Genomic DNA, 16,354 nt, shown 5'->3' with positions numbered 1-16,354 from the left:
AGCGTCCTTCTGAAACGCGCAACGCCGCCCTCCGGGGCGGCGTTGTCGTTTGTGCGGACGGTCTACAAGGGTGCGGCGGCTGGTTCCGGTCCGCGCCGCATCAACAGCGCGGACCGGTGGCGGTGCTCAGGCGCGGCCGTCGAGCCGGATGGTCCGACCTTCACGTGCCGAACGGTAGATCGCCTCGACGATCCGCATGTCGCGCAGGCCCTCTTCGCCCGAGACGACCGGTTCCTGCCCGGTGCGGACGCACTGGACGATGTGATCGAGCTGGCCCGCAAACTGGGTCTTCGCGGGCCCGGCGGGCGGCGTGACTTCGCGCTCGCGCCCGTCCTTGCCCAACCACATGCGATTGCCATCGTATCGGGTGGCCGGCTCCAGTTCGATGCGCCCCTTGTCGCCCATCAGCAGGATGCGGTTCTGGTTGGCGCTGTACATCGACTGGCAGCCAGCGAGCGCGCCGGAGGGAAACTCCAGCGTCCACTCGATCATGTCCTCGACCTCGGTAAAGCGCGGGTCGCGGCGGTCGGTGGACTCCCGCGCCGTCACTGCGACCGGTTCCTCCCCGGTCATGTAGCGGGCCGCCTGCAGGCTGTAGACGCCCATGTCCATCAACGATCCGCCACCCGCAAGCGCACGCTTGAGCCGCCAGGCCGACGGATCGCCCTGCACGAAGCCGTGTTCGGAACGGACGTAGCGGATCTTGCCGGCTTCCCCGGCGCGCGCCAGGCGCATGGCTTCCAGGTTGGTTGGCTCAAAGTGGCAGCGATAGCCGATCATCAGCTTGCGATCGGCGGCCTTGCAGGCGGCGATCATCGCCTCGCACTCCGCGGCGGAGACGGCCATCGGTTTCTCGCACAGGACGTGCTTGCCGGCCTTGGCGGCCCGGATGGTGTATTCGGCGTGCATCGAATTGGGCAGGCAGACGTAGACGATGTCGACGTCCGGATTGTCGCGGATGCTGTCGAAATTGGCGTAGGAATAGATCGCGCGGTCCGAAAGCCCGTGTTCGGCGGCGACCCTCCTTGCCTTGGCCGGATCTCCGCTCACGACCGCGGCCAGGCGGCTGTGCTTACAATTCGCAAACTCTGGAATGATGATCCGAAGTCCGTAATAGCCCAGGCCGACGATCGCATAGCCCAGCGGCCGGTTCGGGCGCTGCGCCGCGAGTGCTCGCGGAGTGAGGGCCAGCGCGGCCGCGGAGAGAATGAGGTCGCGTCGTCCGATTTCCATAGCAAGCTCCCTGTCGTACATCTTGACCGGCCAGGAAGACGTGCCCGCTGACGCAGGTTCATCCGCCCATGCGGAATCTACAAGCTCGTGAACGCCTGACAGCGCCCAGTATCTTGAAGTGTATCAGGGTAATAGGGGAGCGAAAGGGCCGAGTTGGCGCAGCTTTGATACTGCGGAGGCTACGGACTTTATGGATCCGACTCTGTGGAGCGGATGCCGATTTCTTGGACGATATGTCGCGAGTCTGCCGCCGGCTCCGCCGATGGCGCAAGTCCGGCTCGTTTTCCCGCGCGGGTCGCGTCCCGCCGGACGATCGGTGCGGACCGGGCGGATGCCCGGCCCGCACGGACGATGTTAGATGAAGCGGTTGATCAGGTTCTCGATCCGCTCCTGGCGGCCCGAACGCGGCTTCGGATCGATCGACTGCTCGACTGCCAGATCGGCGATGCCGGCGAGGTCGAGGTCAGAGATGCGGTTGCCGAACGGCCCCGTCCAACCCGCGTAACGCTCGGCCTTGATCGAATCCAGGCGACCGTCCTCGATCAGCGCGGCTGCGTTCAGCAGGCCCCTGGCGACGACGTCCATGCCGCCGATGTGCCCGTAGAACAGATCGACTGCGTCCATCGACTGGCGGCGAACCTTCGCGTCGAAATTGAACCCGCCGGTGGTGAAGCCACCCGCGCGGACGATCTCGAGCATGGCCAGCGTCATCTCCTCGACGGAGTTGGGGAACTGGTCGGTATCCCAGCCATTCTGCGGATCGCCGCGGTTCGCGTCGATCGAACCGAAGATGCCGAGCGCCGCTGCGGTGGCGATCTCGTGCTCGAAGGTGTGGCCCGACAGCGTGGCGTGGTTCGCCTCGATGTTGACGCACACTTCCTTCTCAAGGCCATAGCGCTTGAGGAAGCCGTACACCGTGGCGGTGTCGAAATCATACTGATGCTTGGTCGGCTCGTGCGGCTTCGGCTCGATCAGGATCGTGCCCTTGAAACCGATCTTGTGCTTGTGCTCGACGACCAGCGTCAGGAAGCGACCGAGGTTGTCGAGCTCGCGCTTCAGGTCGGTGTTGAGCAGGGTCTCATAGCCCTCGCGGCCGCCCCACAGCACATAGTTGCTACCGCCCAGGCGGTGCGTTGCTTCCAGCGCGTCGCGAACCTGCATGGCGCCGAATGCGAACACTTCCGGATCCGGGTTCGTCGCGCCGCCAGCGGCATAGCGCGGGTGGCTGAACAGGTTGGCAGTGCCCCACAGCAGCTTGCGGCCCGAGGAAGCCTGAAGCTTCTCGAGATGGTCCACGGCCTCGGCGAAATAGCGGCGATGCTCGGAGACGTTGGCGGCGTCGGCCATCACGTCGACATCGTGGAAGCAGTAGAAGGGCACGTCGAGCTTCTGGAAGAAGTCGAACGCGACCTCGCGCTTCTGTGCGGCAGCGGCGCTGTCGTTCGCACCCTGGTGCCACGGACGGTTGAAGGTGCCGCCGCCGAACACGTCGCTGCCCGGCCAGCAGAAGGTGTGCCAGAAGCACGCGGCAAAGCGCAGATGCTCCTCCATCGTCTTGCCCAGGACGACGCGGTTCTTGTCGTAGAAGCGATAGGCGAGCTCGTTCTCGCTATCGGGGCCTTCATAGCGAATTTGCGGGATGTCGGCGAAGAACTCGGCCATCACAGGTTCCTTATGCGGGGATAGGCGTCGCGGAATTTGGCGCCTTTGGGGGCCAGGCGCTCGACGAGCGCCGGATCGGGTTCAATGACGTGGGAAACGGGCGGCGACTGGCAGACATCTGCGCCGGTGCCTCCGTCGACGGCAAGCTGCGCGAGACGGGCTGCACCCAATGCGGGGCCAACCTCGCCGCCCTGCAGGTAGACGAGCGTCACGTCCATCGTCGCGGCCAGGGTTTCGCCCCAATAGCGCGAGCGCGCGCCGCCGCCGATTACGGACAGGCGATCGATGGTCGTACCCGCTTCGCGCAGCACGCGGACGCCGTCGGCCAGCGCGAAGCCGACGCCTTCCAGCACCGCCTGCGCCAGCCGTTCCGGGTTGGTGTCGTTGTCCAGCTGCAGGAAGGCGCCACGCACCTGTGCGTCGTTGTGCGGGGTCCGCTCACCGGAAAGATAGGGGAGGAAGATCTCCGGCCCGGCCGCAGGGCCGGCACGCTCCGCACGTTCGAACAGGTCGGCGGCGCCCGCCGCGCCCGTCAGCCGTGCGACCCAGTCGATGCACGCGGCGGCCGACAGATGCACGGCCATCTGGTGCCACATGTCGGGCAGGCAGTGGCAAAAGGCGTGGACCGCTCCGGCGACATTCGGGCGGAACGCGTCGGTGGCGACGAAGATCACGCCCGAGGTGCCGAGCGACAGCAGCGCATCGCCGTCGCGCACCGCGCCGACGCCAGCGGCACCCGCGGCATTGTCACCGCCGCCGCCGGCAACCGGTACTTCGGCCATGCCCCAAAGCGATGCGATGGCGGGCAGCAGGCGCCCGGTAACTTCGGTGCCCTCCACCAGCCGCGGCATCTGTGCCTCGGTCAGGCCGGTCGCGGCCAGCAGGGTGTCGCTCCAGCGGCGCCCGGCGACGTCCAGCCACAGCGTGCCGGCAGAATCCGACATGTCGGACGCCTTGTCGCCCGTCATCTTCAGTCGGACATAGTCCTTCGGCAGCAGCACCGTCGCGATCCGGGCGAAGAGCTCCGGCTCGTGATGGCGCAGCCACTGCAGCTTGGGCGCGGTGAAGCCCGGCATCGCGAGATTGCCGGCGATCGCATGGAGGTCAGGCACGGCCGCCTCCATTTCCGCGCATTCAGCAAAGGAGCGGCCGTCGTTCCACAGGATCGCGGGCCGCAGCGGCACATCGTCTGCCCCCAGCACCGTCGCGCCATGCATCTGCCCGGCAAGGCCGATGCCGCGCACCGCACGACGCACCGCCGGGTCGATTGCCTGAACGGCGGCCGTGGTCGCGTGCCACCACGCGTCCGGGTCCTGTTCGGACCACAGCGGCTGGGGCCGCTGCACGCTGAGGGCGGCGGTGCCCTGTCCGACGACCGCGCCATGGTCGTCCAGCACAACCGCCTTCACGCCAGACGTGCCGATATCGATGCCTAGGAACATCCGCTGATCAATCCTTGAACGGGTCGATGGTCTGGATCGTGCCGTCCGGATTGAAGGTCATCTCGGTCACCTTGGCGGAGCGGAGGTGGTTCTGATCCGACAGCTGGGTGTCATGATAGAACAGATACCAGCGGCCCTTGAACTCGACGATCGAGTGGTGCGAGGTCCAGCCCTGCACCGGCTTCAGGATGTGGCCGGTGAAGCGGAACGGACCGTACGGCGAATCGCCGATCGCGTAGTTCACGAAGTGCGTGTCGCCGGTCGAGTAGGTGAAGTAGTATTTGCCGTTGCGCTTGAAGGTCCAGGCTGCCTCGAAGAAGCGGCGGTCGTGATCGCCGCCCAGGATCGGCTGACCGTTCTCGTCGGTGATGATGACGTCTCGCGGGGTCTCGGCGAACTGCTTCATGTCGGCGGACATGCGGGCGATCTTTGGAGCGATCGCGGGCTTGTCGTCCTGCTTCAGGTCGGTGTCGCCGCCGTTCGGATCATAGCGTCCGTTCTTCCAGCGCTGAAGCTGGCCGCCCCAGATGCCGCCGAAGTACATATAGCTTTCGCCGTCCGTGTCGGTGAACACGGCCGGATCCATCGAATAGCTGCCGCGGATCGGCTTCGGCTCTGCCTTGAACGGGCCGGTGGGCGACTTGGACGTCGCGACGCCGATGCGGAACAGGCCCTGTTTGTCGCGGGCCGGGAAGTAGAGATAATAGGTGCCGTTCTTGTACGCGGCATCCGGTGCCCAGGTCTGCTTGGAGGCCCAGGGAATGTCCTTCACGTCCAGCGCAACCGGATGAACGGTCACGGGACCACCGATCTCGTCCATGCTGAGCACGTGATAGTCGCGCATCGCATATTGGTTGCCGAGATCGTCGTTCGGGATGCCCGCGTCGATGTCGTGGCTGGGATAGACGTAGATCTTGCCGTTGAAGACATGTGCCGACGGGTCGGCGAAGAACTTGTCGAGCACCAGCGGCTGCGCGAGGTAGCGGCGCCCATCGGGGCTGCGCGGCTCATCCTGGGCCGCGGCCGGCTGTGCGGCAGGCGCATTGCTCCGCGCGGTGGCCAGAGTGGCAGTGGCGGCAACGGCTGCCGTAGCCAGCCAGAGGTGTAGACGCAGACGCATTCAAAGCTCTCCTTCGGTGGTTTCGGCCTTCTCGCGAGGCCGTTTCCGTCAATCGGGTTAGATAGCGCTACCATATTGCGGGACGCTGAACCCTGCAAGAACATTGCACAGCATCCGCACTCTTGCCCAGCCCGCAGCTTGGGTTCATGCCTGCACCTCATCCAACACGGGACCGCAGCGAACGCCTATGGATTCCACTACCGTCGCCCCGACACGTTCCTCCCGCCGCTCGGGGTCGGCGCCGACGATCAGCGATGTTGCGCGACAGGCGGGCGTATCGCCGATGACGGTCTCGCGCGTGATCAACGGCGAGGCCAATGTGCGCCCCGCGACGCGGGAGGCGGTCAACGCCGCCATTTCCGCGCTGAATTATGCGCCCAACCGCGCCGCCCGCAGCCTGGCTGGGGCAGGGCAGGTGCGCATCGGGCTTCTGTACAGCAATCCCAGCGCAGGTTTCTTGAGCGAGTTCCTGCTCGGCAGCCTCGACCAGGCCAGCCGCAGCGACGTGCAGATCGTCGTCGAAAAGTGCGAACTGGGTGAGCATGAGCTGGAGGTGGCGCAGCACCTGATCCGCGGCGGCATCGACGGTATCATCCTGCCGCCGCCCCTGTGCGAGGCACCGGCGCTGCTGGCGCTGCTCCGAGATGCGCGGGTCCCGACGGTCGCGGTCGCCACCGCGCTACCGGCCGAAGACCAGCTCGCCATCCGCATCGACGATCGCGAGGCGGCTGCTGTCATGACGCAGCATGTCATGGACCTCGGCCACCGCCGGATCGGCTTCATCGCCGGCAACCCCAACCTCTCTGCCAGCGCGCTCCGGCTGGAGGGCTATCGCCGGGCGCTCGCCGACGCGGGGATGGCGGAGGATCCCGACCTGATCGTGGATGGCCTCTATACCTACCGCTCCGGTCTGGACGCGGCCGAACAACTGCTCGACTTGCCCGACCCGCCGACCGCGATCGTGTCGTCCAACGATGACATGGCGGCCGCGACCGTCGCGGTCGCGCATCGTCGCGGTCTCGACGTGCCGGGGGACCTGACCGTCTGCGGCTTTGACGATACGACGCTTGCGACCGCGATCTGGCCGGAACTGACGACGATCCATCAGCCGATTGCCCAGATGGCGCGGGCGGCAGTCGAACTTCTTGTCGGTACTTTGCGCCAGCAAAAGGACCGGGACGGCGCCGCCGAACAGCACGTACTCGACTACACCCTCATCCGCCGCCAGTCGGACGCACCACCGCGGCGGCGCCCGCGCGTGGTCGGCGCTTGACGGCGGCCGGCAAGTTGATAGCGATAACAACTTAAGCGGACAGGCGCGTGCGCCGTTCTGCGGCAGGTGCCGCGGAACATGCAGAAGCCGCACCACGATCAACGGCCCGTGGGACCGGGCGAGGAGAGACGATGACCGACAGCACAAGGGGTACGGGCCAGGGGGGTGCGGGCATCGCGACCAACCACGGCTTCATCACCGCGATCGTTGCAGTGGCGACGATCGGCGGTTTCATGTTCGGCTATGATTCGGGCGTGATCAACGGCACGCAAAAGGGCCTGGAGTCCGCATTCGACCTCGGCAAGCTCGGCATCGGCGTGAACGTCGGCGCGATCCTGGTCGGCTCCGCGATTGGCGCCTTCGGGGCGGGCCGTCTGGCGGACGCGATCGGGCGTCGCAACGTCATGATGATCTCGGCCCTGTTGTTCCTGTTCAGCGCGGTGCTTGCAGGTGCAGCCAACGGCTCGGTGATCTTCATCATCGCGCGCATCATCGGCGGTCTGGGTGTCGGCGCGGCGAGCGTGATCTCCCCGGTCTATATCTCGGAAGTTACGCCTGCCTCGATCCGCGGACGCCTTTCCAGCGTGCAGCAGGTGATGATCATCACCGGCCTCACCGGTGCGTTCGTCGCGAACTTCGCACTGGCGCGCTACGCTGGCAGTTCGACGTCGGAATTCTGGCTCGGCTTCCCGGCCTGGCGCTGGATGTTCTGGCTACAGGCCATTCCGGCAGCGATCTACCTTTTCGCGCTCCTCATCATCCCGGAGAGCCCGCGCTTCCTGGTTGCGAAGGGTCGTGACGCAGAGGCGCATACCGTGCTGACGCGGCTGTTCGGTTCGGCCGAGGCGGACCGCAAGGTCGTCGAGATCCGCAACTCGCTTGCCGCCGATCATCACAAGCCCAAGCTTTCGGATCTTCGCGACAAGACCACGGGCAAGATCCGCCCGATCCTGTGGGCGGGCATCGGCCTTGCGATCTTCCAGCAGCTCGTCGGCATCAACGTCGTCTTCTACTATGGCGCAGTGCTGTGGGAAGCGGTCGGCTTTACCGAGGACAACGCGCTCCAGATCAACATCCTGTCTGGCGTGCTCTCGATCGCGGCCTGCCTGTTCACGATCGCAACCGTCGATCGCATCGGCCGCAAGCCGCTGCTCCTCGTCGGCTCGGCCGGCATGGCTGTCACGCTCGCGGTGGTCGCCTATGCATTCTCGACTGCGGTTACCGACGCTTCCGGCGCCGTGTCGCTGCCGGGTCACAACGGCATGATCGCGCTGGTCGCGGCCAACCTCTATGTGATCTTCTTCAACGCCAGCTGGGGCCCGGTCATGTGGGTGATGCTGGGCGAGATGTTCCCGAACCAGATCCGCGGCTCCGGCCTCGCGGTTGCGGGCTTCGCGCAGTGGATTGCGAACGCCGCGATCTCGGTCAGCTTCCCGGCGCTCGCCGTGTCGCCTGGCCTGGCGGTGACCTATTTCGGCTATGCGTTCTTCGCGGCCGTGTCGTTCTTCTTCGTGAGGGCGATGGTCAACGAGACCCGCGGTCGTGAGCTGGAGGACATGAAGGGCTAATCAAGCCCTTCGCACCACCAGACGCAAAAAGGGCGGGAGTACCAACCGGTACTCCCGCCCTTTCTTTATCCGGAGACCGCCGGAGCTATTTCGTCCAGGCGTACGGACCGATCAGCGTGCCGACGAAGCCGGTCGCGACCTTGGTGCTGAGGAAGCGGGCGTCGAGGTCGCTCGCCAGCGTCTTCTTTCCGCCCGCGGCTTCATAGTCGAACGCCATCTTGCCGCCGTCGGCGCGGATCGTGAGCGTCAGGGGATCCTTGGCGGAAACCGGTGCCGAGGCGACCAGCCGCTCCTGGCCCTTGTCCGAGGTGTAGAGCGCCACCACGGGCTTTCCCTGCAGCTGGGTCAGGCCGAAGAACAGATAATTCTCGTCGCTCTGCATCGCTGCCAGCCCGGCGCGCTCGCCATCGGCGCCCGGCGTGAAGCGCATGGTCGTGGAAGCCGTGGCGACATGATGCTGCTGGCGACGGCCGACGAATGCCGGGACGCCGGACAGGTCACCCATCGGGGTGCCACGCTCGAGCACCAGCTCACCTCCCTCAACGCGGTAGAAGGGCTGCTTGGGCGTGCGCACGCCGACCCACTGCATCGCGAGCTTGTTGCCGTCGAACTCGTCGACATAGCCGAAGTCACCGCTCGTCGGCACGGGGCCGGGGGCCTGGGCCGGCAGCTTCGGCTTCGTGCTGGCAAATGGGATCGTCTGGCCCTTGGGCAGGATGATCGGCCAGCCGTCCTTCCAGGTGACCGGCAGAAGGAAGGTTTCGCGACCGATGTTGTAAAAGTCGCCCTCGTACGGACGTACCGCGAGGAAGGTGGCGAACCATTCGCCGTTCTGGGTCTGCACCAGCTTGGCGTGACCCGCCGAGGTGATCGGGTTGGGACGCGCCGGATCCAGGTCGCGCTGGGTCAGGATCGGATTACCGGCATAGGGAACGAAGGGGCCACGCAGGTTCTTCGATCGCAGCACGACCTGCGAGTGGTTGACGCTGGTGCCGCCCTCGGCAGCGGTCATGTAGTACCAGCCGTCCTTGCGGAAGATGTGCGGACCTTCGATCCACACGGGCTTCTTCGAGATGTCGACGCCGCCGTTCACCAGCTGCGTGCTCTCGCCCACCATCTTGCCGTTGCGCCAGTCGTACTCCTGAATCCAGATCGCACGATGGCCGTTGTAGCGCGGCTCTTCGTTCGGGGCGCGGTTGTTGACGATGTAGGCGCGATCACCCTCCCAATAGATCGAGGGATCGATGCCCTCGAACGGCAGCCAGATCGGCTTCGACCAGGGGCCTGCCGGGTCCTTTGCCGTGATGACGAAGTTGCCGCCGCACTCCACGCAGGTGTTGACGATGTAGAAGGTGCCATTGTGGTAGGAGATGTCCGGTGCGAACACCGCCTGTGACGTCCGCATGCCGGTGAAGTCGAGCTGCTCCGGCCGGTCGATCGCGTTGCCGATCTGGGTCCAGTTCACCAGGTCCTTCGACCGGAAGATCGGGAGCCCCGGGAAATGCGCGAAAGAGGAGAGGACGAGATAATAATCGTCCCCGACGCGGGTGATCGAGGGATCGGGGTAATAGCCCGAAAGGATCGGGTTCCTGTGCTGGTTGGGGCCGACGGTCACGCGCTCCTGGCTGCGGCCCTCATAGGTAAAGCGGCTGAACCGCGCAGGTTCTGTTGCGAAGGCGGCGGACCCGGCGGCGATGCCGGCCAGCGCCAGGGCAAGGGTACGGAGATGCATCTCGATCCTCTCGATGATTAGGGAAGCTGAATACCGGCCTATTGACCGGTAGTGCCCGCCGTTGCGGGCTTTGCCGGATTCGCTCCGCTTGCAAGCTCATGTGCCGCATGGGCGAGCTCGATCCACATTGCGCCTTCCGGAATGACATATTCGTTCTGTCCCCAGAAGAAGGGCCAGTCCTCAAGATTTTCGGGGAAGTCAGGCTTTATGACCAGGACGCCCGGTACGACCCCGCCCGCGATGAAGGAGAAGTCGGCGCGGTTGTTGCCGTACGCCACTTCCTTGGAGACGGTGCCGACCCCGGACACGAACGAGATGTCCGACCCGGGATGATGGCCGAGCAGGAACTCGATGCCGCGGAACACGCCATCGGCCGGCATGATCTCGGGGAATGCCTTGTGCAGGACATAGGCGTTGAGCGCGGTGCCGAGGACGGTTCCGCTGCCGGCCCAGCCGCCGGTCGTGATCGGCACGCCGAACGGATTGGCCGTCGCCATCTTGGCCGCCATGTCCGCATAGGACCGGACGGCCGGGACCATGGCTTCGCGGTAGCTTGCGGGCATGAAGGGGATTGCGGCGACCGCGTCCCGCAGGTTGAACATGAACTTCTTCTCGACCGCCGGCCACGCCGCCTGCACGGCGGCGACATAGCGCGGATCCCTGGTCGCCCGCAGAAGCTCTACCGCGGCGGAGAATTGCTCGGCCTCAAGCGGGCCGCCCGTGGTGTTGCCGAACTTGTAGAGATTGGGCGCATGCGACTGTTCCTCGGCCCAGGTGCGGGTCGCGATCGCCAGCGCCTTCCTGGAAAGCTCCGGATCGACCTCGGCGAGCGCGCGCGCTGCCGCGGCAAGCCCGGCGATCGACCCATAGTTCAGCGCAGAGGCCTTGGTCGTGAACGCCCAGCGATCGTCCGGCGTCCCGCTGCGTCCGTTGCGTTCCTCACCGATCTTTAGTTTCGGGTCGTAGATCAGCCCGTCCGTTTTGGTCGAAGCATCGCCCAGGTGGGTATATTGCGCGACATCGGGCTCGACGATGCCGTGGATGGCGTGGCCCACCGCGTCGAACTGCGCGACCAGTTGCAGCGTACCGTGGCGGATCTGCTGGAGAAGGTCGGGGGTGCCGTCGGGCACATGCATCTCGGTCCGGCGGCGGTTCCAGTCGACGGCCGTCGTGTCGCGGTCCGGCCGCCACCGTTCCCAGCTATCCACCAGCGAGCGGATCACCTGATATTGTGACTGGGTGCGGATGTCGAAGTCGCCCGCATCGAACCAGCCGCCGACTGCCAGGCCCGGGATATGCTCGCCGGGCTTGAAGCGGGTGTCGGTGGTCGGCCCCTGTGCGTAGAGATCGATGTGCTCGTGGTTCACCGGCGCCTGCCGCGCATCGTCGCGGTGCGCGTCGCCATGCCACACGCGATAGCCCTCGTTGACGAACATATGGTCCATCTGGACGGGGAAATAGACGTCCATCGTCGGGTGCCACGCACCGGCATAGGCGTCGGCGGCGATGCGGAACGGTGCGGTCCGGGTGTCCCCATATTCCAGCACATAGAGGCCCGGCTGGCGGACGTTGCTGAAGTCGAGCTGGAGATAGCTGTAGCGCAGATAATCGCCCCAGCGCTTGGCCGGCGTGATCGGGACCGGCGTCATGCTGCCGTCCTCGCCGACGCGCAAAAGCTTTGCCTGCACCTGGCGGCGGTCGTTGCGGTCGAGCTCGATCGTCGCGACCTTGCGGCCGCCCGGCGCGTAGCCGAGCTGCGAGTGCGCGATCACCGGCTTGCGCAGCCAGCCCGGAACACTGTTCGGCTGGATCGTCCACTCCAGCACCGTGCCGGTACGGCCGGTCGGAAGGAGCGAGCGGAACACGAACCAGCCATTTTGCGCCTGATTGCGCCCGTCGAACATCTGCACTTCGACATTCGACTGGATGGTGACGCGCCGCGCGGGATCCTCCGGCGCGAGCACGAAGCGGTTGCCGCGCGCCATCGCAATCGGCTCGGCACCCGGGCCTTCGTTCCGGCCGCTGGCAGCGTTGCGCTCCGGCGTGAGCGTCATGGCGTCGGCGGGGTAGAGCGGGAAGCCACCGGTCTGGCCGTCGACCATGTAGCTGTGGCGGAAATAGGCGGAGGGCAGGAATTCCAGGTTGAACCCGGCCTTGCCCGCGAGGGCGGCGGGCACCGGCTGGTCGAGGATCACCGACACCGCGACGGCGCCGCGCTTCTGCTCCGAGCGGATCTGATAGCGCCATTGATGCTCGGGATATTCGAGCGTGACGGTGATTGCCCCTGTGGCAGCATCGACCTTGCGGTCGACCAGGCGCCCGGTCGGGTCCCATTGGCCCGGCGTGGAGGAAAGGCGCACGTCGCCGTTGGTCGCGATGCGCTTGCCCTGCTGGATGATCTCGACGCCGCTGATCTTGGCGTCGGCGAATAGCCCGTCGTACCAGTTCGAGAAGACCAGCACATTGGCGCCAGGTGCTTCATAATATCCGGCGTCGCTCAGCTTGAACTCTGGTGCAGTCGAAGGCTTCGCCGTCTGTGCGGATACGGGGGCGGTGCTCGCAAGCAGTGCCGCGACGAAACAGAATACGGGTTTTCCCGCCATGAAACCTCTCCCTGTGGGCCGTGCGACGCTTTGCGCGCCTGCATGCTCAAGCGACTATAGCGCTAACATTGGCATGCACCAGACAAGTGTTGCGGTTTTCGCGCGCTCTGGGCGGATAGCGTTAACAACTGTCGCCACGAACGCTATGCACTGATCTGAGAGAGTCGGGACATCGCCGGCCGGGCGCTGCGGAACACGGCGCCGACCATGGAAGAGGAGAGGGCATGATCATTTCATCCACCGGCCGCCGCCGACGCGCTCGCGGGCGCATGCTTTTCGCAACGGCGCTTGCGCTCGGCGCTGTCACGGCCAGCATCGGCACGGCCCAGGCACAGGTCACGACACCGGCTCCGGCCGTCGTCCCGGGCGCGAAGCCGGTGACGATCGAGCGGATCACCGTCCATTCGAAGGCGGTCGAGGGCAATCTGGAAGGCAATAGCGCCGACCGCGCGGTGCTGGTCGTCCTGCCGCCGAGCTATCGCGCAGATACGAAGCGCCGTTACCCGGTGGTCTATGCACTGCACGGCTATTCGATCGGCGCGGAGCAGTGGGTGGGGGAAATCCATGTTCCGCAGACCATCGAGGGCGCCTTTGCAAAAGGCGCGCGCGAGATGATCGTCGTGTTGCCGGACAGCAAGACTGCGCATAACGGCTCTTTCTACTCCAGCTCCGTAACCGTCGGCGATTTCGAGAATTTCATCGCGCGCGACCTCGTCGACTATATCGACGGCCACTACCGCACCCTTCCGGATCGCCGCAGCCGTGGGCTCGGGGGGCATTCGATGGGCGGCTATGGCACCACCCGCATCGGCATGAAGCACCCGGACGTGTTCGGGGCGCTGTACATGATGAGCCCGTGCTGCCTGTCCACGCGCGCCCTGGGTACTCCCGATGCGGAAGCCGAAAAGAAGTTGCGCGCCCTTCGCTCCCCTGCCGACAGTGCCAGCCTGCCTTGGGGCCTGCGCGCGCAGCTTGCGACCGGGGCCGCATGGTCTCCCAATCCAAAGGCCCCGCCATTGTTCATGGACCTGCCGGTGAAGGACGGTCAGCCGCAGCCGGACGTCATGGCGCGCTGGTCCGCCAACGCGCCACTGGCGATGCTGGACCAATATGTCGGCAATCTGCGCCGCTATGCCGCCATCGGCATCGACGTGGGCGACCGCGACGGGCTGAAGGACGATGCCGCCAAGCTGCATGAGGGGCTGGACCGCTATGGGATCGCCAACAGCTTCGAAGTCTATCCCGGAGACCACACCAGTGGTGTCGCCACCCGTATTCAGGACAAGATGATGCCGTTCTTCTCCCAGAACCTGGTGTTCGCACGATGAGAGCGGTGTTTGCTATCGCGTCCGCTGCATTGCTGGCGACCGCCGGCGTTGCCTCGGCCCAGGTGTGGCGGTCGGACCAGGGGGACGGCACGTTCCGCAACCCGGTGCTGTTCGCGGACTATCCCGATCCTGACGTGATCCGGGTCGGCGACACCTATTATTTCGTGACCACCACCTTCGCCAATGTGCCTGGGATCACGATCCTTGAGAGCAAGGATCTGATCAACTGGACGCTTGCGTCGCACCTGGCGGAGCGGCTGGAGGGTCGGCTGCAATATGATCTTCAGGGCGGCAACGCCTATCGCAAGGGCCTCTACGCATCGAGCCTGCGCTACCACAACGGCACCTATTACCTCGCCACCACGCCGGTCGGGCAGAATACGCGCATCTATTATGCAAAGGATGTGCGGGGACCGTGGCGTCACCATGAACTGGATCGCGAAGCGTTCGACCCGGGCCTGTTCATCGAGCCGGACGGGCGCGCCTATCTTGCGACCGCGTCGACCGCCGACGGCACGATCACCCTGCTGACGCTCGACCGCGACCTTGCCCGCGTCACCGACGCGCGCAAGATCCACTATATCAAGGGTGCCGAAGGATCGAAGATCCTGCGGAAGGGGGAGTATTACTACCTCTTCAACGCGTTGCCGCCGCGGCTGGCGCTGACGGTCTCGCGCTCGCGCAGCCTGTTCGGTCCGTGGGAGACGCGCGACCAGATCGACGACAAGACCGGCGGCCACCAGGGCGCGCTGGTCGATCTGCCCGACGGCCGCTGGTTCGGCTTCGTGATGGAAGACAGTGGTGCCGTCGGCCGGATGACAAACTTCAGCCCGGTGTTCTGGAAGGACGACTGGCCCGTCTGGGGCACGCCCGAGGCACCGGGCCGGGTGCCGCGCCGCGCGGAAAAGCCGATCAAGGGCTTCCCGTTCGCGGAGCCGGCGACCTCTGACGACTTTTCTGGCAAGCGGCTGGGGCTGCAGTGGCAGTGGAACCACAATCCCGATCCCGCGCGCTGGTCGCTCACCGAGCGGCCGGGCTGGCTGCGGCTGCGGCCGACGGTCGCCGATCGTTTCTGGTCGGCCCGCAATACCCTGACCCAAAAGACGCAGGGCCCCGCAAGCCGTGCCGAGGTAAAGCTCGACATACGCCGCCTGGCCGCGGGTGAACGCTGCGGCTTCGGTACGCTCGGGCAGTTCAGCGCTAACCTGACGGCACTCCGCCAGACCGATGGCACCGCCGCTCTAGAGATGGAAGTCACGGAAGACACCGTGAACGGCGCCCGGACGCGCAGCGGTGGCACCGCCAGCCTCGGCCGGGCAAAGACGCTGTGGCTGCGCACGGACGTGGATTTCTCGACCGACCGCGGGCGGCTATCCTACAGCGTTGACGGGCAGCGCTGGTCTGGGCTGGGCGAGGATTTCCCGCTCGCCTTCGCCTGGCGGACCGGCACCTTCCAGGGCCCGCAGTTCGCGATCTTCTGCTATGCGCCGACCGCAAGCAATGGCGGCATCGACGTGGACCGGTTCACGCTATCGGGGCTCACGCCCGCGAAGGCGGTGCCCCGGCCCTAGGCGAGATCGACGCGGCCGTCGCCTTCACGCGGCGGCATCGCGATGCGGGTGTCGGTCAGCGCGAGCTCGACCAGCAGCCGCATCGCCGCCGTCGCACCGGCGACGTCGCGCGCGACGATGGCGTCGTACACGCGGGCATGGTCGGGGATCGGGTCGCGCAGCAGGGCGTGGGTGCGCTGCTTGAACTGCGTGGTCCAGGCGACGGCAGCCCCGATCGAGGAGCCCAGCACCACCATCGCGTCATTCCCGGTGGCGCGCAGCAGCGCGCTGTGGAAGTCGCGATCGGCGGCGACCCCGGTTGGCGTCGCCAGCGAGTGCCGGCGCATGCCCTTGAGCGCGTCTCCCATCCGCTTCACATCCTCGCGCGTTCGCCGCTCGGCCGCAAAGCCCGCCGCCGCAGGCTCGATCACCAGGCGGAGCTCGAACAGGCTGCGGACCAGCCGCTCGTCCGGTTCGCCGGTGAAGGCCCATGCAAGCACGTCCGGATCGAGCAGGTTCCAGCGCTCGCGCGGAAGCACCTGGGTGCCGGTCTTGGCGCGGCTTTCGACGAGGCCCTTGGCGGTCAGGACCTGTACCGCTTCGCGATAGGCGCCGCGCGAGACGTCGAGCGCCTCTGCCGCAGCGATCTCGCCTGTCAGGATGTCGCCCGGCTTGTACTCGCCGGACAGGATCGCGACCCCCAGCTTGTGGGCGACAGCGCCCCGCAGGCGCCGCCCGGGCCGGCGTGCACGCTGCTCCGGCTGACCCTCAGACTTCTCGTCCACCACGCCCTCGGAGCGCAAGCTCCACATCGCTGGAAGAACCGTCGCGTCGTCCATGCTG

At 66.1% G+C, this 16,354-nt stretch carries 11 protein-coding genes; 4 read left to right on the top strand and 7 right to left on the bottom strand.

All coding sequences use genetic code 11. The annotated features are described in order from the left end of the window. Positions 1–126 precede the first annotated feature (126 nt). From QP045_RS04940 to QP045_RS04925, 4 genes are all read right to left on the bottom strand, one after another. Positions 127–1,233 carry a Gfo/Idh/MocA family protein gene (locus QP045_RS04940; protein WP_422513846.1) on the bottom strand — a complete coding sequence of 369 codons (1,107 nt, stop codon included), beginning with the start codon at positions 1,231–1,233 and terminating at the stop codon, positions 127–129. Positions 1,234–1,587: 354 nt separating this feature from the next. Then, complete coding sequence (gene xylA / locus QP045_RS04935) at positions 1,588–2,898, bottom strand: xylose isomerase (RefSeq protein ID WP_422513845.1); 1,311 nt, start codon at positions 2,896–2,898, stop codon at positions 1,588–1,590. After that, entirely contained in the window at positions 2,895–4,337 is a 1,443-nt protein-coding gene (gene xylB / locus QP045_RS04930) for a xylulokinase (protein WP_422513844.1), read from the bottom strand. The genes xylA and xylB overlap by 4 nt, the downstream gene beginning before the upstream one ends. 7 nt (positions 4,338–4,344) lie before the next feature. Then, positions 4,345–5,457: a glycoside hydrolase family 43 protein gene (locus tag QP045_RS04925; protein ID WP_422513843.1), complete on the bottom strand. Its 1,113-nt coding sequence runs from the start codon at positions 5,455–5,457 to the stop codon at positions 4,345–4,347. Between the two features lie 187 nt (positions 5,458–5,644). On the opposite strand from QP045_RS04925, the gene QP045_RS04920 reads away from it, so the two are divergent. Both QP045_RS04920 and QP045_RS04915 read left to right on the top strand, forming a co-directional pair. Beyond that, positions 5,645–6,730 carry a LacI family DNA-binding transcriptional regulator gene (locus tag QP045_RS04920; protein ID WP_422513842.1) on the top strand — a complete coding sequence of 362 codons (1,086 nt, stop codon included), beginning with the start codon at positions 5,645–5,647 and terminating at the stop codon, positions 6,728–6,730. 131 nt (positions 6,731–6,861) lie between these two features. Continuing rightward, entirely contained in the window at positions 6,862–8,298 is a 1,437-nt protein-coding gene (locus QP045_RS04915; RefSeq protein WP_422513841.1) for a sugar porter family MFS transporter, read from the top strand. Positions 8,299–8,383: 85 nt separating this feature from the next. Here the strand turns inward: QP045_RS04915 and QP045_RS04910 are convergent, their stop codons facing one another. Together QP045_RS04910 and QP045_RS04905 are read right to left on the bottom strand one after the other, a co-directional pair. After that, the gene (locus tag QP045_RS04910) at positions 8,384–10,030 is read right to left on the bottom strand and encodes a glycoside hydrolase family 43 protein (protein WP_422513840.1); all 1,647 of its coding nucleotides are present in this window, start codon (positions 10,028–10,030) and stop codon (positions 8,384–8,386) included. Between the two features lie 38 nt (positions 10,031–10,068). Continuing rightward, entirely contained in the window at positions 10,069–12,633 is a 2,565-nt protein-coding gene (locus QP045_RS04905; protein ID WP_422513839.1) for a glycoside hydrolase family 9 protein, read from the bottom strand. Positions 12,634–12,857: 224 nt separating this feature from the next. Here QP045_RS04905 and QP045_RS04900 point away from each other — a divergent pair, with 224 nt between their 5' ends. Continuing rightward, complete coding sequence (locus QP045_RS04900) at positions 12,858–13,961, top strand: alpha/beta hydrolase (protein WP_422513838.1); 1,104 nt, start codon at positions 12,858–12,860, stop codon at positions 13,959–13,961. After that, a complete protein-coding gene (locus QP045_RS04895; RefSeq protein WP_422513837.1) occupies positions 13,958–15,532 on the top strand; it encodes a glycoside hydrolase 43 family protein in 1,575 nt (524 codons plus the stop codon). The genes QP045_RS04900 and QP045_RS04895 overlap by 4 nt, the downstream gene beginning before the upstream one ends. Here the strand turns inward: QP045_RS04895 and QP045_RS04890 are convergent. Continuing rightward, entirely contained in the window at positions 15,529–16,350 is an 822-nt protein-coding gene (locus QP045_RS04890) for a FadR/GntR family transcriptional regulator (RefSeq protein WP_422513836.1), read from the bottom strand. The genes QP045_RS04895 and QP045_RS04890 overlap by 4 nt on opposite strands. Between the last annotated feature and the right edge of the window lie 4 nt (positions 16,351–16,354).

The organism is Sphingomonas sp. 3-13AW, assembly GCF_049311085.1.
GTDB lineage: Bacteria > Pseudomonadota > Alphaproteobacteria > Sphingomonadales > Sphingomonadaceae > Sphingomonas.
This window is presented reverse-complemented; position numbering and strand designations above follow the sequence as displayed.